This is a genomic window from Granulicatella sp. HMSC30F09 (assembly GCF_001806915.1).
GTDB classification, from domain to species: Bacteria; Bacillota; Bacilli; order Lactobacillales; family Aerococcaceae; genus Granulicatella; species Granulicatella adiacens.
In genome coordinates, this window is sequence record NZ_KV786410.1 from 49259 (window position 1) to 67082 (window position 17824).

General features: G+C 42.6%; 16 protein-coding genes. 6 read left to right on the forward strand and 10 right to left on the reverse strand.

Annotation, left to right across the window (positions count from 1 at the left end; translation table 11 throughout):
• Positions 1-124: 124 nt before the first annotated feature.
• The 4 genes from HMPREF3103_RS01195 to coaA form a co-directional block, all read right to left on the reverse strand.
• Positions 125-505: a methyltransferase family protein gene (locus HMPREF3103_RS01195; RefSeq protein WP_168132798.1), complete on the reverse strand. Its 381-nt coding sequence runs from the start codon at positions 503-505 to the stop codon at positions 125-127.
• Positions 506-791: 286 nt separating this feature from the next.
• The gene (locus HMPREF3103_RS01200; protein ID WP_005607997.1) at positions 792-986 is read right to left on the reverse strand and encodes a helix-turn-helix transcriptional regulator; all 195 of its coding nucleotides are present in this window, start codon (positions 984-986) and stop codon (positions 792-794) included.
• A 6-nt stretch (positions 987-992) separates the two neighbouring features.
• Positions 993-1322, reverse strand: coding sequence for a hypothetical protein (locus HMPREF3103_RS01205; RefSeq protein WP_005607999.1), 330 nt, complete (start codon positions 1320-1322; stop codon positions 993-995).
• A gap of 540 nt (positions 1323-1862) precedes the next feature.
• Positions 1863-2786 (reverse strand): type I pantothenate kinase, encoded by a 924-nt coding sequence (gene coaA / locus HMPREF3103_RS01210; RefSeq protein WP_070436936.1) that lies wholly within the window; start codon positions 2784-2786, stop codon positions 1863-1865.
• 178 nt (positions 2787-2964) lie between these two features.
• Here coaA and mvk point away from each other — a divergent pair, with 178 nt between their 5' ends.
• From mvk to fni, 4 genes are read left to right on the forward strand one after another with little or no spacing between them, the layout of a single operon-like run.
• Positions 2965-3936 (forward strand): mevalonate kinase, encoded by a 972-nt coding sequence (gene mvk, locus HMPREF3103_RS01215; RefSeq protein ID WP_070436937.1) that lies wholly within the window; start codon positions 2965-2967, stop codon positions 3934-3936.
• Positions 3936-4958, forward strand: a complete 1023-nt coding sequence (gene mvaD / locus HMPREF3103_RS01220; RefSeq protein WP_070436938.1) for a diphosphomevalonate decarboxylase — start codon at positions 3936-3938, stop codon at positions 4956-4958. Before mvk ends, mvaD begins: the two co-directional genes overlap by 1 nt.
• On the forward strand, positions 4936-6045 hold the full coding sequence (locus HMPREF3103_RS01225) for a phosphomevalonate kinase (RefSeq protein WP_083278687.1): 1110 nt from the start codon (positions 4936-4938) through the stop codon (positions 6043-6045). Before mvaD ends, HMPREF3103_RS01225 begins: the two co-directional genes overlap by 23 nt.
• A 9-nt stretch (positions 6046-6054) precedes the next feature.
• Positions 6055-7119 carry a type 2 isopentenyl-diphosphate Delta-isomerase gene (fni, locus tag HMPREF3103_RS01230; RefSeq protein WP_070436940.1) on the forward strand — a complete coding sequence of 355 codons (1065 nt, stop codon included), beginning with the start codon at positions 6055-6057 and terminating at the stop codon, positions 7117-7119.
• Between the two features lie 247 nt (positions 7120-7366).
• Here the strand turns inward: fni and HMPREF3103_RS01240 are convergent, their stop codons facing one another.
• The 6 genes from HMPREF3103_RS01240 to HMPREF3103_RS01265 form a co-directional block, all read right to left on the reverse strand.
• A complete protein-coding gene (locus HMPREF3103_RS01240; protein ID WP_246826938.1) occupies positions 7367-8353 on the reverse strand; it encodes a YeiH family protein in 987 nt (328 codons plus the stop codon).
• A gap of 180 nt (positions 8354-8533) precedes the next feature.
• A complete protein-coding gene (rpiA, locus tag HMPREF3103_RS01245) occupies positions 8534-9202 on the reverse strand; it encodes a ribose-5-phosphate isomerase RpiA (RefSeq protein ID WP_048783754.1) in 669 nt (222 codons plus the stop codon).
• Positions 9203-9281: 79 nt separating this feature from the next.
• Entirely contained in the window at positions 9282-12125 is a 2844-nt protein-coding gene (gene uvrA / locus HMPREF3103_RS01250) for an excinuclease ABC subunit UvrA (RefSeq protein ID WP_070436942.1), read from the reverse strand.
• 63 nt (positions 12126-12188) lie between these two features.
• Positions 12189-12953 carry an exodeoxyribonuclease III gene (locus HMPREF3103_RS01255; protein WP_005608024.1) on the reverse strand — a complete coding sequence of 255 codons (765 nt, stop codon included), beginning with the start codon at positions 12951-12953 and terminating at the stop codon, positions 12189-12191.
• 105 nt (positions 12954-13058) lie between these two features.
• Positions 13059-14264 (reverse strand): sensor histidine kinase, encoded by a 1206-nt coding sequence (locus HMPREF3103_RS01260; RefSeq protein ID WP_005608026.1) that lies wholly within the window; start codon positions 14262-14264, stop codon positions 13059-13061.
• A complete protein-coding gene (locus tag HMPREF3103_RS01265) occupies positions 14251-14943 on the reverse strand; it encodes a response regulator transcription factor (RefSeq protein WP_039849301.1) in 693 nt (230 codons plus the stop codon). The genes HMPREF3103_RS01260 and HMPREF3103_RS01265 overlap by 14 nt, the downstream gene beginning before the upstream one ends.
• 190 nt (positions 14944-15133) lie before the next feature.
• Here HMPREF3103_RS01265 and HMPREF3103_RS01270 point away from each other — a divergent pair, with 190 nt between their 5' ends.
• Both HMPREF3103_RS01270 and HMPREF3103_RS01275 read left to right on the forward strand, forming a co-directional pair.
• Positions 15134-15958: a lipoate--protein ligase family protein gene (locus HMPREF3103_RS01270; protein ID WP_083278688.1), complete on the forward strand. Its 825-nt coding sequence runs from the start codon at positions 15134-15136 to the stop codon at positions 15956-15958.
• Between the two features lie 127 nt (positions 15959-16085).
• Positions 16086-17438 (forward strand): HD domain-containing protein, encoded by a 1353-nt coding sequence (locus HMPREF3103_RS01275; RefSeq protein ID WP_070436943.1) that lies wholly within the window; start codon positions 16086-16088, stop codon positions 17436-17438.
• Positions 17439-17824: the final 386 nt, after the last annotated feature.

Sequence of the window (17824 nt, forward strand, 5' to 3'; positions counted from 1 at the left end):
AATATTGTTTACAGTATACTGTATTTCCTAGAAATTTACCCATATTTTTCATATTTAATTAAAGTACAAAAAACTAGCCAATAGACATGCTACTGGCTAGTTTCTACAAATATGTTTAGTTTGGTTACTTAATTTTCTTAATCGGAATCCATCGATTCACTCTCGCACAATAGTCCTTATAGGCTTCTCCGTGCAGTTCGTAGAGCCATTTTTCATCGGTAATACGAATTACGACGGTTAATAACACCCACTGAATCGGAATCAGAATCAGCAACCACATATTATGCAGGGTTAGGGTAATCCCGATGCCGCTGAGCCACCACGAAAAGTAAATTGGATTGCGAGTGCGCGCGTAAATTCCTGTTGTCTTGAGTTCGCTAGTTTGGATACTTGTGCTAATAAACGACTTCACCCCGCTGAGCCTCGCTGCAACGACCATTAAGAGGAAGCCAATCAGATAAAACAAATCTTTAAAGCCACCCTTTAATAGTCTACTCTGGAGCACTGACTGACTCAGCAGCAAACCAGTCAAATTCAGCACAAGCATAGTTATGAATAGGTAAGGCGCTGCTCCATAAGTCGGTATTTTTTGATGTTTTTTTTGATCACTTTTTAAGTACATGTTCTCACCTCATTGTTCAAGAAACCATACTACAAGCTACAATTTTTCACCTACATTTTACCACTACTATTCCGCGTTTTAAACAGTGTTCTATAGGATTTTACAAAAAAAGAGATTCCCCCACGAATAGGAATCTCTCTTCATTTATTGAGTATTCAGTTATGTCTTTTTAGTCCTCTAACACAAAAATCTCTTCAACATTGAGCTGGAGTAACCTTGCAATCTTCATTGCAAGTTCAAGGGTAGGATTATATTTATCATTCTCAATGGCAATAATGGTCTGTCTGCTTACACCCAATGTTTTTGCCATATCCTCTTGTCGCAATCCTGCTGCTTTTCTTAGCTGTTTTATATTATTTTTCATATGCCATCACGCTTTCTGGAAAAAATACACGCCAACAGCCAATACCACGATAACAGCGACAACTGCTAGAATGACTCCTTGAACAAGTTTATTTGGTTCTTTATACTCTTCATCACCAGCAATCATATTGCGTTTCATTGCGGTTTGAGCAAATCCTTGCACACTTACAGATAAGAGCAAAATCAAGCAAGGTAGCATTTCAAGTTTGCCACCACTAACAAGTGCTTGATAGATATTAAATCCTGTCCATGCACATAAACCCAAAAGCGCTGTTTTATAGCCCCACGCCTCAGAACGCAACTGAATATCTCTGTCCATTTCATCCATCTTTTTCATGGCTTTGTTCCTCCAAATTTTCGTAATAATGTCAAGAGCTCTTTACATTTAAAATTATACTCTCCTACCTAAAAATGTCAAGAGGTTTTTACATTTTATTTTTTTGCAATGAACATAGATGTATTCCTTCTTACGATTCCCCGTACTCTTACTAAGAATCCCTTACCGCTTCACCTACAAAAACAGGGCACACATAGACTCTTTCTATAAAAAAATCGATTACGAAAAATCAAGCGGATTTTATAATCGCAGTAATGGGGGATAGCAACCAATGTGAATTACTGACTCTAGGGTAAAACCCGTAGAGTCAGTTTGAAGCTTGGTAGAGATTGAGACCTAGGCTCAATCCGGTGCCCCATTACAGTGATTATAAAAAAATCCGCAAGGATTTTAAGTAATCGATGTATAAGCATTTTTTATGAAGTTGAACTCGACCTCACAGAAATGGCGTGCGTTTCCCGAAACATCCGCACGACTCGTTCCGAGTCCCTTGCGTTGTTCCGGTCCAACGTTCCATTTCTGAGCGTTCGGTCTCGTATCCTAATATTTTTTAATCTGCACAAAATCAATATGATGTCCCACTGTTTTATGGAGGATGAAGTCGGCGCGGGTTTTCGTTGGTAAGATGTATTCCTTAAGGTTCTTCAGGTTAGTCTTCTTCCACACATCTTTCGCCATCGCAATCGCGTCCGCACGATTCCCAATCGCATATTGATAGTAATAGTTATCCGGCTGTGTTTTCGCACGGTCCATCAAGAGTTCAAAACGCTCCAAGTACCATTGCTCAATCAGCGTTGCATCGGCATCTACGAAAATCGACCAGTCGAAGAAATCACTCACGTAAATTTCACGATTGGGTGGCAGTTGCAACACATTAATCCCCTCTACAATCAAGATATCGGGCGACTCAATCGTCTGCACTTCCCCTGGAACAATATCGTAAATCTCATGCGAATACACCGGCGCATCCACGCTTGGATTTCCGGTCTTCACTTCGAGTAAGAAATGAACGAGAGCTTCCATGTCGTAACTTTCCGGGAATCCTTTACGGTCCAAGATGCCACGTTGAATTAACTCTTTTGTTGGAAGCAAGAATCCATCCGTTGTCATTAGCGCCACACGTTTACTTGGGTAGCGTTGTTGTAGCATCGTTTGCATTAAACGAGCCGTTGTACTCTTCCCGACAGCCACACTTCCTGAGACTCCGATAATAAACGGCACCGTCTTCTTCTGTTGATTCAGGAATTGTTGCTCCTCAGTATGTAATTCAATATGTTTTTTAAAATATACATCAAAATAATCCAGCATCGGCACATACACTTCTTGCACGTCCTGTAGGGAAATGCGGTCATTTAATGACGTTAAGTGCGCAAGTTCCGCGCTTGTCATCGTGAATGGATGCATGCCTTTATATTGGCTCCATTCACTTCTTTGAATCTGATAATACGTCTCGTTTTCTCTCAACGGATTCGTCTCCTTCAGTTACAGGTTTACTATTCTTGAATTGTACCATAAGTAGCACACTGTTTCTATGATTCGTTTCTTTATAATCTTAAGTTTTTCCCATGAAATCAGCATGCTTGTTTACGAAGGGGAACGAATCTAGTAGAATGTGAATTGAAAACGAAGAAAGGGATGTCGTATGAAACTACAAAAGGGAACAGGCCTCGCCAATGGAAAAATCATTTTAGCCGGTGAACATGCCGTCGTCTATCATAAACCAGCTATTGCACTACCCATTAATGCGGTGTTTGTGAAAGCCGATATCGTCACTGCACCCAAAGGCCAAACGATCGAATGCGAACTATACTCAGGGGACCTTCAAAGCATGCCCACTTCGATGGTAGGATTGCAGTTTGCGATTCAAAAAGCATTTTTACTTGCCTCTTCAAAAGAAGTCACGAGTCATGCTTTCGTTCTCTCCATCGAGTCAACGATTCCAGCGGAAAGAGGCATGGGATCCAGTGCTGCAGTAAGTGTGGCGGTCGTGCGTGCCATTTTTGATTTTTTTAATACGCCTTTATCCGATGCCACTTTATGGGACATCGTACAGGGAGCTGAAACCATTTCGCATGGCAATCCAAGCGGTGTCGATACAGCTACAACAAGCGGCACTCGTCCGGTCTTTTTCCAAAAGGAACAAGAACTTCAAACACTTGAACTAGATATGCCAGCGTATCTCGTCATCGCAGATTCAGGTGTGACCGGGAATACGAAGCAAGCGGTCCATCATGTAAGCACCCTGCAAGAACGCATCATCGACCCTACCACTAACGAAACTGGTTCAGACGCGGTTCAATCAATTGGCGCTATCGTGCAAGATACAAAGACCGCCATCGAAACCAAGGATCCTCTAAAACTCGGTCAGCTAATGAATTCTAATCACGACCGCCTTAAAAAATTAGGGGTTTCGCATGATATCATTGAAGCCCTCGTCAGTACCGCTCACGAAAATCATGCACTCGGGGCAAAAGTCACAGGTGGTGGCCTAGGCGGTTGTATGATTGCCCTTGTAGCTACAGAGAACGACGCCCTTCATTTACAAGAACAATTCATGAAAAAAGGAGCGCAAGCGGTCTGGATTCAGTCGCTCGCCAAAAAGGAGAAGAGCTAATGACCACATCGATTGGAATTACGCGTGCGCATACGAATATCGCGCTCATTAAATATTGGGGAAAAGAAAATAAGGAGCTCTTCATTCCGATGAATAGCAGCCTTTCTTTAACCCTTGAAGCCTTTTATACCGATACAAAAGTCGAACTTTCAGATGCGTTAGCTGAAGACGAGTTCTATCTTAATGGCGCCAAACAAGACGAAGCAGCAACCGCTAAAATCACGCGCTTCTTAGATTTATTCCGCGCTGAAACGGGAGACTCGCGTCGTGCTCGTGTCGAGAGCCTAAACTTTGTCCCAACTGCAGCAGGTCTTGCGAGCTCTGCTTCCGCCTTTGCGGCACTGGCAGGTGCGATGAACGAGGGTACTGGTCTTCATATGCCTGCCCAACAATTATCGACTTATGCGCGTCGTGGGAGCGGTAGCGCCACTCGTAGTCTCTTTGGCGGATTTGTCGAATGGAATAAGGGAGACTCCAACGAAAACAGTATGGCGATTCCCGTGGACGATGCCAACTTTGACATTGGGATGATTATTATCGTCGTGAGCGCGGCCGAGAAGAAGATTTCAAGTCGTGCCGGCATGGAATTGACCGTTTCGACTTCTCCATTTTACGAAGGCTGGGTTACTTCTGCGGTAACCGATTTAGCCGACATCAAGCAGGCTATCAAGGACCGCGACATTCATCGTATCGGCTCTATTGCGGAATTTAATGGCATGAAAATGCACGCTACGATGCTAGCAAGTAACCCTCCATTCTGTTATTTTGAACCGGAGAGTATTATCGCCCAACAAACAATTCGCAAGATTCGAGAAGAACGAGGCATTCCGGCCTACTTCACGATGGATGCGGGACCAAACGTCAAAGTCATCTGCAAGGCAAGTGATATTCCTGCGATTATGGAAGAGCTTAGCAAAGAATTCCCGAGTGAAAAACTCATCCCTACGCTTCCAGGAGAAGGCATTCGCACGCTAACGGAAGACGAATGGAACGCTTCTCGTGCAGCTTTCGAAGGGAAGTGATCGCGTGACGATTACTTCAAAAGCTCCCGGTAAACTCTTTATTGCCGGAGAATATGCGGTTGTCGAACCTGGTCATGGCGCTATTGTTGCGGCAGTGTCGCGCTACTTGACCGTCACAATAGACGAATCTACTAGTGTAGGAACTTTAACCTCTACTCAAAATCCAGACGTGATTGTGGAATGGACTCGCGAAGGAGAACATTTCTGCGCAAAGGCAGACCATCCCTACGGCTTGGTTGAAGAAGCGATTTTGGTCGCAGAGCAATATGTTCGAGAAACTGGCACGCCAACAAACGCCCTCTACTCGCTTTCGATTACAAGTGAACTCGATGACGCTAAACGTGGCATTAAATACGGACTCGGTTCCAGCGGAGCCGTTGTGGTCGCAACGATTCAAGCCGTTCTTGATTTTTACGAGACTCCGCGCACACCTCTACTCGTCTATAAGCTGTGTGTGTTAACAAATCTCCGACTATCCCAACGTGGATCCTTTGGAGATATCGCCGCCTCTTCTTTTGGAGGACTGGTATATTACACAAGCCCAGACCGAAGCGAATTACTCGAGCAATTACAAACTAAATCGATGAAAGAAATTTGTGACACCGACTGGAAAGACCTTACGATTGAACGTCTTCCAGAAATCTCAGACTTCACCCTTTTAGTCGGATGGACAGGCCAAGTCGCGATCACCGATTCACTCATTCAAGCAACCGAGAAGAAACGCAAAGTCGCAACCGATAGTGACTTTTACAAAGAATTTCTCAAAAAGAGTCACGTCGTCGTTCAAGTCCTACAAATAGCTTGGAACAAACAAGATATCCCAGCCTTACAAGAAGGAATCCGCGCTAACCGTGCGCTCTTAAATCAATTTGCAAAAGTAATGCAGCTGGAGATTGAAACCCCAGCCCTTCAAATGCTTTGCGACCTCGCAGAACAAGTCGGTGCCTGCGCGAAAACATCTGGCGCTGGCGGTGGCGACTGCGGTATTTGCTTTACACAAAACGAAACTCAACGACAACAAATTGAAACCCAATGGGCAAAGGCTCAAATTCAAGTGCTTCCGCTGACCATCGCTGAAGCCTGGTAAAGGAGATTAATGATGGATTTATTTCAACAACAAATGAATCGAAAGGACGAACACGTAGGTCATGCGAACCAGCAATATCGTGCAACGAGCGCTCCCGAATTCGTGGAAACGCGCTTCGTGCATCATCCCTTCACGACCGTTGATGTGGCTGATGTGTCGCTGCAGACAGAGCTTGCCGGGCTCACCTTCGACGTTCCATTCTTCATCAATGCCATCACGGGTGGAAGTCCGCTCACGACTGCGTTAAACCAACGCTTAGCCATCTTGGCGCGTGAAACAGGCATGGCAATGGCGACTGGTTCGATGAGTATCGCGATGAAATTTCCTGAAAGTGCGGAAAGCTTCAAGGTGATTCGCCTGGAAAATCCAAACGGCATCCTCTTTGCGAACCTCGGTGCACATTATGACGCTGAGGCTGCTAAACGAGCTGTCGAACTCATCGAAGCCAACGCGATTCAAATTCACGTCAACCGTGCACAAGAACTTGTCATGCCAGAAGGTGACCGCGTCTTTAGCAATTGGCTTAAAAATATCGAGGAAATCGTCAAAGCGAGTGCCGTTCCCGTCATTGTCAAAGAAGTCGGATTTGGATTTAGCCACGAAGCCATCGCACAACTGGAAAGTATTGGCGTCGCTGCCATCGATATTAGTGGTACTGGCGGTACGAATTTCGCAAAAATCGAAAACGGCCGTCGCAAGGAAGATAAACTCGATTTCCTAGAAGACTGGGGCCAAACTACTTTGACGTCGCTCATGGAAGCCCAAGGAAGCCACACACCAATCATCGCTTCTGGTGGTGTGAAGACGCCACTCGACATGGCTAAATGCTTCGCTCTGGGGGCCAGCCTGGTCGGATTGTCTGGTGAAATGTTGCATCTAGTACGGAAAGACGACTCCCTTCCAGACACAATTCATACGGTCCAAACATGGAAAGAACAACTGACAACGATTTTAACGCTTGTCGGTGTCGGAAGTATTTCTAGTCTCCAACAAGCCCCTATCGTAGTCGCACCAAGCATCCAAAACTGGTGTGATGCCCGCGGGATTGATTGGAAACATCTTGCACAACGTTAAACACAAAAATAGCTTAGGCGATTGCCTAAGCTATTTTCTATGTTTAAGGGAAAAATAAGAAATGGATAATGCGCAGTACGTAGAAGAAAATCCCCACGATCAGTAACAAGACCATCGCGACATGCACATAAGGTCCTACTGGTGTGTTCACGAAGGCTTGTAGCGCTGGGAGTTTCGTATATAAAACAAAGTACAAGGCGCTAATCCAGAACCCGAGTCCTAATAATCTTTTCATGAGATGTCCTTTCTATAAAACGAAGTACTGCATGATTAAGCTAGAAACAGCCACCATAAACCAAGTTGCTAACCCAGTTAAGATTGGTTTTGCCCCTGCTTCTTTGAATTGTTTGAAAGAAACTTGCATTCCGATACCTGCTAATGCCATCGCCATCAACCATTTAGACGCTAATTTTGCATACGGTACAAGGAAATTTGGGAATAAACCCACACTTGTAATAATCGAAGCGACCATGAACCAAATGATAAACATTGGCACGATTTTCTTCCATTGTACAGTTTGTCCTTCTTGTTTCATACGACGAGCTTCCACTAAAGATAACACAATACACGCTGGAACAATCATCAATGCACGAGTCAGTTTTACGATTGTCGCGATTTCTAGGGCTTCTGCACTGTAACTTGCGCCGGCTGCGACCACGCTGGATGTATCGTTAATCGCTGTTCCTGCCCAAAGCCCGAACTGCGACGCGTCCATGCCCATCATATGTCCTAAGAATGGGAATAAGAATACCGCCATTACATTGAAAAGGAAGATGGTTGAAATCGACAACGCTACTTCATCGTCTTCCGCCTTAATGATTGGTGAAGCTGCAGCAATCGCGGAGCCCCCGCAAATGGCAGTCCCGAATCCAACAAGAATCTTCAATGGACGAGATAATTTAAAGAAGTTCCCTACAAATAGCGCTGTTAAAAATGCAATCGAAATCGTCACAATCGTCACTGGGAACGATGACGCACCTGTTTGGCTCACTTGCGCAAACGACATTGTAAATCCAAGCGCAATAATCGAATAATGTAATAATTTTTTCGCTGAATAGTTAATTCCCGGTCTAAAATCACTTGGGATTTTCCAAAATTGGTTTAAGACCATCCCTAAAATAATGGCAAATACCGCACTCCCTATAACTGGGAATAGCTTATCGAGCATCACTGAGACAACCGCAATAGCAAATGTACAAAGCAGCCCTTTTCTTTTTTCCATGAATGATGACATTTCATCAGATCCTTTCAGTACTAAATCTTTACTAGTATAGCACAATCCGCCTTGATTTTCTTACACAAATTGAAAAAATGCCTCATCATTATAAAATTAACCGTGTGCAATTCGACACGGTTTACTATAAAAAAACCGCTTAGAATCACGCATCGTCGCTGACTCTAAGCGGGTTATTTTTTAGAATTGTTTTACGACAACCCCATCAGGAGTTCCAACAAGCACGATATCGGTCATGTTTGTGAAGAGGCCTTGCTCTACCACACCTGTCATGCCTTTAATTTTTTCTCCGAAAGCGATTGGGTCTTTAATTGGATACACATCCAAGTCGATAATGTAGTTTTTGCTATCGGTTAAGTAGCGTTCTCCGTCACGTTCGCGGAAAGTTGGTTTGTATCCTAGCGCTTCAAAACGTTTGAATAATTGTTCTGACCCATAAGGTACCACTTCCACTGGTAATGGGAAACGACCTAAGTAGTCAACCATTTTTGATTCGTCTACAATCCAGATAACACTTTTTGATTGCTCAGCAACGATTTTTTCGAATAATAACGCACCGCCGCCCCCTTTGATTCCTGAAAAATCAGGAGCGATTTCGTCTGCGCCATCGATTGTGACGTCGATATAATCCACTTCATCCACGCTCTTCAATGGAATTCCAAGTGCTTCTGCTTGTTTCTTCGTTGCTAGGGAAGTCGTTACTCCCACGATTTCAAGTCCTTCTTCTTTTACTCGTCGACCGATTTCTTCCACAAAATAGTAGGCTGTCGAACCAGTTCCTAAACCAACCGTCATTCCACTTTCTACATATTCTGCGGCTTTCTTGCCGACTAATTCTTTCATGTTCATTCAAGTTTCCCCCTGAGAAATTATCTATGTTGAGTATAGCATAACTAACTTCTTCAAACTATCTCTTCTAAGCAATTTTCTACTTCTTTTTATGAGAGTCGCCTGCTTCTAAAGCGCGTTTTAAATAACGACCTGTGTGACTGTTTTTATCTTTCGCCACTTCTTCTGGCGTTCCTGTCGCAATAACAAGTCCACCACCGCTACCGCCTTCTGGTCCCATATCAATGATATAGTCAGCGGTCTTAATCACATCTAAGTTATGTTCGATGACAAGTACAGTATTCCCTGCTTCAACTAAACGATTCAACACTTCAAGTAGACGTGCGATATCGTCTGTATGTAGTCCTGTCGTTGGTTCATCAAGCACGTAGAAGGTATTGCCGGTTGAGACACGTTGGAGTTCACTAGCTAACTTCATTCGTTGCGCTTCTCCCCCAGAGAGCGTTGTGGCTGATTGTCCAAGGGTGACATAGCCTAACCCTACATCTTTAATCGTTTGTAATTTACGTTTGATTTTTGGAACGGCTTGGAAGAATTCCACCGCTTCATCAACGGTCAATTGAAGAACATCCGCAATACTCTTTCCTTTGTATTTCACTTCGAGAGTTTCAGAGTTATAACGCGTTCCGTGGCAGACTTCACACGGCACATATACGTCTGGTAGGAAGTGCATCTCGATTTTTAGAATGCCGTCCCCTTTGCATGACTCACATCGTCCACCCTTCACATTGAAACTGAAGCGACCTTTCTTATATCCGCGGATTTTTGCTTCGTTTGTGGTCGCAAATAAATCACGAATATCATCGAATACACCCGTATACGTCGCAGGATTGCTTCGTGGGGTTCTTCCGATTGGGCTTTGGTCGATATCGATAATCTTATCGAGGCTCTCAAATCCAGAGATGCTCTTGAACTTCCCTGGTTTTTCCTTCGTACGCGTAATCTCACGTGCTAAGGCTTTCTTCAATACGCTGTTGACAAGCGAGCTCTTACCAGAACCCGATACTCCTGTTACGGCGACAAAACGACCGAGTGGCACATCCACATCGATGTCGCGCAAGTTGTTTTCCGCAGCGCCTTTTAAGTGGATCCAGCCCTTATCTTCCCTGCGGCGTTCGCTTGGGACTGGAATGTATTTTTTACCGGCTAAATATTGACCGGTGAGTGATTTCGGATTCTTTTCTACTTCTTTAGGAGTTCCTGCAGCGATAATCTCGCCACCGAATTCACCCGCACCAGGACCGATATCAATCAAGTAGTCCGCAGCACGCATGGTATCTTCGTCATGTTCTACGACAATCAAGGTATTTCCAAGGTCGCGCATGCTCTTCAAAGACTCAATTAAGCGATCATTGTCTCTTTGGTGAAGCCCAATCGAAGGTTCATCTAAAATATAAAGCACTCCTGAAAGGTTTGAACCGATTTGAGTCGCTAAACGAATTCGTTGCGCTTCTCCCCCCGATAAAGTTCCTGCGGCACGACTTAAGGTTAAGTATTGCAAACCAACATTGCGTAAGAATTTCAGACGAGAACTTACTTCTTTTAAGATTGGAGCTGCGATTTGCTCATCCGTTTCAGATAAGTTTAAGTCTTTGAAGAAGTCAATCTCATCATCCACAGACAGAGAGAGGACTTCGCTAATATTTTTTCCACCTACTTTGACAGATAAGGCTTGTTCGTTTAAACGGAAGCCATGACAAGTCTTACAAGCGGATTCTGTCATATATTGGCGCATTTGTTCTCTTGTAAAATCACTATTGGTTTCACGATAGCGGCGTTCCACATTCACTGCCACGCCTTCAAATGGGATTTCCACATCTCGAACTCCACCAAATTCATTTTCATGATGGAATTGGAAAGTAGCATCTCCGGAACCATACAGAACCATATTCACTTGTGACTGTGTCAATTTTTCAAACGGAATATTCATCGGAATCTTAAATTGCTCACAAAATTGGCTGAGCATCGATGGATAATAGTTGGAGCTAATAGGATTCCACGGAACAAGCGCCCCTTCTTCTAATGTCAAACTCTTATCGGGAACAATTAATTCCAAGTCCACTTCGAGTTTTGATCCAAGGCCATCACATTCCGGACAAGCTCCAAATGGCGCATTAAAGGAGAAAAGACGCGGCTCTAATTCGCCTACTGTAAATCCACAAATCGGACATGAATGGTGTTCGCTAAAGAGATGTTCTTCCCCACCAATCACATCGACAATGGCATACCCTTCCGCTAAACGAAGGGCTGCTTCAATCGAATCGAATAGGCGTGAACGACTCTTATCACTCACTACGATACGGTCCACAACGATTTCAATATTATGCTTTTTGTTCTTCTCTAAATTCAGTTCATCGGTGACTTCATGCATCTCGCCATCGACGCGCACACGTACATATCCATCTTTTTGAATTTTTTCAAAGACTTTTTTATGCTCCCCTTTCTTTTGGACCACAACAGGAGCAAGCACTTGAATCTTTGTTTTTTCGGGCATTTCCATCACACGATTGACCATCTGTTCGAGAGATTGGCTTTCAATCGGTGTTCCATCATTTGGACAGATTGGTTTCCCAACACGTGCATATAATAAACGTAAATAATCATTAATTTCTGTGACCGTCCCCACTGTTGAACGTGGGTTTCTAGATGTGGTTTTTTGGTCGATAGCAATCGCCGGACTTAAGCCATCGATACTATCTACATCGGGTTTGTCCATTTGCCCTAAAAATTGACGCGCATATGCAGATAGACTTTCCACATAACGGCGTTGTCCTTCAGCGTATAAAGTGTCGAAGGCTAACGAACTCTTCCCTGAACCAGATAATCCTGTAATCACAACAAATTGATCACGAGGAATGCTCACATCAATGTTTTTTAAATTATGAGATCGTGCTCCATGCACGACAATATGGTCTTTTGCCATTTGAATACCTCTTTATAATTGATACATCCATTGTATCAAATTTTTGCAACACGAACAAATGTTCTACAGTTCAATTTTCATTTCTACTGGACAATGATCGCTTCCGGTAACATCGCTTCGGATTTTTACTTCTTGAAGGAAGGCTGTTAATGGTTGTGAAATCACAAAATAGTCAATTCTCCATCCGACATTTCGAGCACGGGCTCCTCCCATGTAACTCCACCAACTGTAGGCTCCTAGCGTATCTGGATATAAGTAACGGAACGCATCTACCAAGTCATTATTGACGACTTGATCGAATTTTGCACGTTCTTCTTTTGTAAATCCTGCGTTCATTGTATTTGTTTTCGGATTCGCCAAGTCGATTTCTTTATGCGCCACATTTAAGTCCCCGCAGAAAATTACCGGCTTTGTTTCTTCTAGTTTTTTGATAAAAGCAAGGAAGTCATCCTCCCACACTTGGCGATATTCGAGGCGAGATAAGTCACGTTTCGCGTTTGGAGTATACACCGTTACTAAATAGAACTTCTCGTATTCCGCTGTAATCACACGCCCTTCTTGGTCATGCTCTTCTATTCCAATTCCATATTCTACAGATAAAGGTTTTTCTTTCGTGAAAATGGCTGTTCCCGAGTATCCTTTTTTCACTGCTGAATTGAAGAATACCTCATATTCACTAAATTCCATTCCCAACTCTACTTGGTCTTGTTGCGCTTTTGTCTCTTGTAGGCATAAAATATCTGGATTGCTCTCTAACACATATTCTTGCAGCGCTCCTTTATTTAAAACAGAACGAATGCCATTCACATTCCATGTTGCTAGTTTCATCTTGATTCCTCCCTCATAATGTCTCTTGTCATAGTATCAACTCTCTCGCTTTTTTGCGAATAAAAATAACCGAAAAGGAAAGCACGTAGCCGTCCTTCTCGGTATTTATTTGTGATTTGTCATTTCTTTTAAAGATCCTTGGTTTTCAGTGGGTAGACAGACATAGAAACTCGTTTGTCCGTTTTCCGACTCGGCAAACATGATTCCTCCATGGGAATGCACAATGTTTTCCGCAATCGCTAACCCTAAACCTGTGCCACCCGTCTCTTTTGAACGAGAGCCTTCTGCACGATAGAACCTTGTAAAGAGTTGATCCAATACTTCTTTTGAAATCGGGTCGCCTTCATTTCTAACCGCGATGGTAATGACGCCCTCTTTCTTCAACACTTCCATTAGGATGGTTGAATTTTCATGACCGTATTTAATGGCATTCGATAACAGATTGTTAATCACACGTACCATTTTCTCAGCATCTAATTCCAGCACCACGTCACGGTTTTCTGAAGACACTTCGATTGCCATATGACGTTTTTGGGCTTCTAATTCAAAGTCCGCTGCAATTTGTTCAAGAAAATTCACAATCGGAATATCGTTCAGACGCAATGGAGCCCCATTCGGTCTACTCGTCGTGTATTCAAACAAATCATCCACAAGCAATTTCATTTGCTCGGCTTTTGAATATGCGATTTCTGCATAACGTTTTGCATCCTCCGTATCAATCTTCGGCTGATTCACAATCAAGCCTAAGTATCCAAGGATGGACGTTAGTGGTGTCCGGATATCATGTGAGACGTTTGTAATCAATTCATCTTTTGACTTTTCGATAGCACGTTCTTCTTCTAGAGCGTTCACCGTCGAATCTACAAGACGATTAATACTATTCACAACTTGTCCCATATCCCCACTTAACTGGAATGGAATTCGTCTATCGTATCGTCCTTCCGCAATCAAATGCAGTTCATCTAAAATATGATTCAATTGCATTTGTTGATATCTTCGCATTAATCTCCAATAGGTAAATGCAATTGCAAAAATAATGGAAGTAATCGTGAAGATATTTTTATAGAGCAGCATTTGATCTGTGCCAATTTGTAACACATCTCGTGCTGAGAACTGAATCGAAATGATTCCCGGCTCATTCACTAACTGACTAATCATCACTAAGATACCTAGATAGAGTAGGAATACCACACAGAGAGTGACAATCCCCTCTAAAACGAGTTCACTGATTTCTTTACGCGTCAGTGTAAGAATGGTCGGTTCGTTTTTTGCTTTTCCAATTTGAAGAATCTTTTGTTTATTTGTCTTCAATTTTATAGCCTACTCCCCATACTGTTTCGATGACTTTTTCTCCTCCAGTGGCTTCAGCAATTTTATCGCGCAAGTGACTTACGTGCACCATTACTGTTTTTGTAGAAACAATACTTTCTTGTTGCCATACTGTCTCAAAAATTTCATCAGCGCTAAATACTCGGTTTGGATGACTCGCTAATAAGAATAAAATTCCAAATTCTAATACCGTTAATTGAATTTCTTTTCCATCAGAAGTAGTCACTTGATGAGATTCTTTTTTGATTGTTAATGGTCCGATGGTAATTTCTTCGTTTGCTGGACCTTCTTGTGTAATGGTCGAACGGCGAAGTAATGATTTCACACGGGCAATCACTTCTAGTGGGTTAAATGGTTTCGTCACATAATCATCCGCCCCATTGGTTAATCCTTGAATCTTATCGATGTCTGTAGACTTTGCACTTAATAAAAGAATTGGTAATTGTGCATTTTCTTTACGCACTTCATGAACCACTGAGATTCCGTCTAGACGCGGCATCATAATATCCAAAATAATCATATCGATATCTGGATACATTTTTAATTTTTCGAGAGCTTGTTTTCCATCGTACGCTTTTACGATTTCATAGCTTTCATTTTTTAAATAAATGGTTAATAGTTCAACGATTTCGCGATCATCATCTACTACTAAAATTTTCATGGGCATTCCCTCTTTTCGTTCTTTTTTCAATTTTATCCTATAAAAAAAAACCTATTTATGCTAGTCATTTTTAAGATTCTTGAATTTTACTTAATAATTTCCTAAGAAACGGCTTAAAAACGGCATATCGGACGACCCCATTCTGAACTTTTGTTATAATAAAACACGAAGAACTCTAAAGGAGAAACCTATGACATCATCACCAATTCAACACCAGACCGTTCAACTGGTCGCTACTCAAATCGAAAAAACCACTTCACTAGAACAAATCTTGACTCCTTTTGCTCTAGATGAAACCATTATTCGCCATTTAACGAAAGAGCAAACGGGACCTTTCGTTCATTTTTGGACACTAGAAGATATTATTATTCTTGGAATGACCGATACAAAAGTCCCATTTCTAGAGGAAGGCTTAGATCGACTTCGCACGCATGGATTTACTCCCATTGTCCGCCAAGCAGGAGGCCTTGCTGTCGTTAGTAACGAAGGGATCTTAAATATTAGCCTTCTTTTCAAAAACGAACAAATGCCTACAATCAATCAAGCGTACGAGTGGATGCAGCAATTAATTCAGCAAAGCTTCCCTGAAGCTACCGCGTTAGGTGGAATCAATGCATTTGAAGTCAGTGATTCCTATTGCCCTGGCGATTATGATTTAAGCATTCAAGGAAGAAAAATTGCTGGGATTGCACAACGCAGGTTAAAAGATGTGGTTTGTGTGTCCATTTACTTGAGTGTGTTTGGAGACCAACACTATCGCGGTCAAGTTGTTCGTGATTTTTATGACCATGCGATCCAAGGTCAAGAAACCAAATGGCATTTTCCAACGGTAAACGCCGATAGCATGTGGAATATTGGAGATGCTTTAGGACTCTCCCTCACGATTGAAGAAGTACAAATTCGCGTCTTACAAGCATTAACACAGATGGGTTGCTCTCTTGAAGAGACAAAAATCGACTTCACTCTCACTCCAGAATTCCAGAAAGCACTTGAGCGATTTATTCAAAGACAATGACCCTTCAAAAATAGCGTTATAAAGGCTTTTTTCAACAAAACCCTCTTGCATTTCCGCCGAAAATAGCATACACTGGAAGTGCTTATGATAACATTTCACAATCTAAACGAAAGAAGGAGTAAAACGAATGACAGAAGCATTCAAACGTGAAAAAGTATTTCGTGACCCCGTTCACGATTACATCCATGTGCAACATCCAATTATTCTGGAATTGATTAACAGCCGTGAATTACAACGACTCCGCAGAATTAAACAAACGGGTGCCTCTATGTACACTTTCCATACTGCAGAACATTCTAGATTCTCGCATTCTCTTGGAGTGTATGAAATCGCTCGACGCATTTGCGATAATTTCGCCAGAAATTACGCTACTCAAGAAGAAGGAGATGGCCTTTGGGACGATCGTAATCGCCTCGTAGTGCTATGCGCAGCTTTACTGCATGATGTAGGACATGGCTCATACTCTCATACCTTTGAGAAAATTTTCGACACAAACCATGAACAAATCACTATTGATATCATCTTGTCTGAAGGAACCGAAGTGAACCAGATTTTACGTAAAGTCTCTTCTACTTTCCCACAAGAAGTGGCCAGCGTGATTCAAAAAACACATCCAAATCCTCAAGTGGTGCAATTGATTTCAAGCCAAATCGATGCAGACCGTATGGACTACTTGCTTCGTGATGCTTATTTCACAGGGGTAAATTACGGAACCTTTGACCTTACGCGTATCCTCCGTGTAATTCGTCCGTATAAAGGCGGCATTGCATTTACGTATTCAGGAATGCACGCGGTGGAAGATTACATCGTGAGTCGTTATCAAATGTACATGCAAGTGTATTTCCACCCCGTTTCACGTGGGATGGAAGTCGTGCTAAATCACCTATTAAAACGCGCTTCGGCTTGCTACAACTCAGAATCAAATCCTTTAAAACACTCTGCAACATTCTTAAAGCCTTTCTTCGAAGGAACTTGGACCTTGGAAGATTACTTACGTCTTGATGACGGCGTATTAAACACATACTTCTCTCACTGGCTCTTAGAAGAAGATGCGATTTTAAGTGACTTATCCGACCGTTTCATTAATCGTCGTCCTTTCAAATCAGTGCCATTTAACCGCATCAATGATGGCGCAAAAATTGATCGAATGAAACAAATCGTGGAAGCCGTTGGGTTTGACCCTGAATATTACACTGCAATTAACAACAGTTTCGATTTACCATATGATTTCTATCGTCCAGATTCAATTAAGCCAAGAACACAAATTGAACTCGTAGAACGCAACGGAAATATGGTCGAGCTTTCTCAAGTCAGCTCGATTGTAGAAGCCATTTCTGGAAAGGTTCGTGGAGATGAACGCCTCTACTTCCCTCGTGAAATGGTGAGTGGCGAAATGCAAAACGAACTCTTTATGGACGACTACGAAGAGTTCCAAACGATCGCTGCACAATTAGACGTTTTTTCAAATCAAATGAAATAACAGGATGTGAGGAAAAGCGTTTAGAGGCGATGACGGTTCGCAGGTTAGCCGCAAGCGACTTAGTACAAGTCGTGCGGACTAACCACGAAAGGCTTGAGCCTCTGCTTTTCCGAACTCAACTTCACAGGATGTGAGCAATCGCGTTCAGAAATGGAACGTTGGAAAATCCTTCACAGTGCGAAGGATTTGAAACAAAAGAGAAGGAACGTGAAACGTTCTGCGGACGTTTCAGGAAACGCACGCCATTTCTGCGATTGCGAGCTCAACTACACAGGATATGAGGGCGAACGCTCAGGCTTGAACCCAACTTCGCAGGATATAAGCATCATCTATCAATTACTTTTTATAAATAAAAAAACACAATATACCTTATAAGGTATATTGTG

What these genes read in the sequence shown, in the direction of transcription:
- HMPREF3103_RS01200 (WP_005607997.1), bottom strand. Translation starts at nt 986, where the DNA reads ATGAAAAATAATATAAAACAGCTAAGAAAAGCAGCAGGATTGCGACAA.
- mvk (WP_070436937.1), top strand. Translation starts at nt 2,965, where the DNA reads ATGAAACTACAAAAGGGAACAGGCCTCGCCAATGGAAAAATCATTTTA.
- mvaD (WP_070436938.1), top strand. Translation starts at nt 3,936, where the DNA reads ATGACCACATCGATTGGAATTACGCGTGCGCATACGAATATCGCGCTC.
- HMPREF3103_RS01275 (WP_070436943.1), top strand. Translation starts at nt 16,086, where the DNA reads ATGACAGAAGCATTCAAACGTGAAAAAGTATTTCGTGACCCCGTTCAC.
- HMPREF3103_RS01205 (WP_005607999.1), bottom strand. Translation starts at nt 1,322, where the DNA reads ATGAAAAAGATGGATGAAATGGACAGAGATATTCAGTTGCGTTCTGAG.
- HMPREF3103_RS01240 (WP_246826938.1), bottom strand. Translation starts at nt 8,353, where the DNA reads ATGTCATCATTCATGGAAAAAAGAAAAGGGCTGCTTTGTACATTTGCT.
- uvrA (WP_070436942.1), bottom strand. Translation starts at nt 12,125, where the DNA reads ATGGCAAAAGACCATATTGTCGTGCATGGAGCACGATCTCATAATTTA.
- fni (WP_070436940.1), top strand. Translation starts at nt 6,055, where the DNA reads ATGATGGATTTATTTCAACAACAAATGAATCGAAAGGACGAACACGTA.
- HMPREF3103_RS01265 (WP_039849301.1), bottom strand. Translation starts at nt 14,943, where the DNA reads ATGAAAATTTTAGTAGTAGATGATGATCGCGAAATCGTTGAACTATTA.
- HMPREF3103_RS01255 (WP_005608024.1), bottom strand. Translation starts at nt 12,953, where the DNA reads ATGAAACTAGCAACATGGAATGTGAATGGCATTCGTTCTGTTTTAAAT.
- rpiA (WP_048783754.1), bottom strand. Translation starts at nt 9,202, where the DNA reads ATGAACATGAAAGAATTAGTCGGCAAGAAAGCCGCAGAATATGTAGAA.
- HMPREF3103_RS01270 (WP_083278688.1), top strand. Translation starts at nt 15,134, where the DNA reads ATGACATCATCACCAATTCAACACCAGACCGTTCAACTGGTCGCTACT.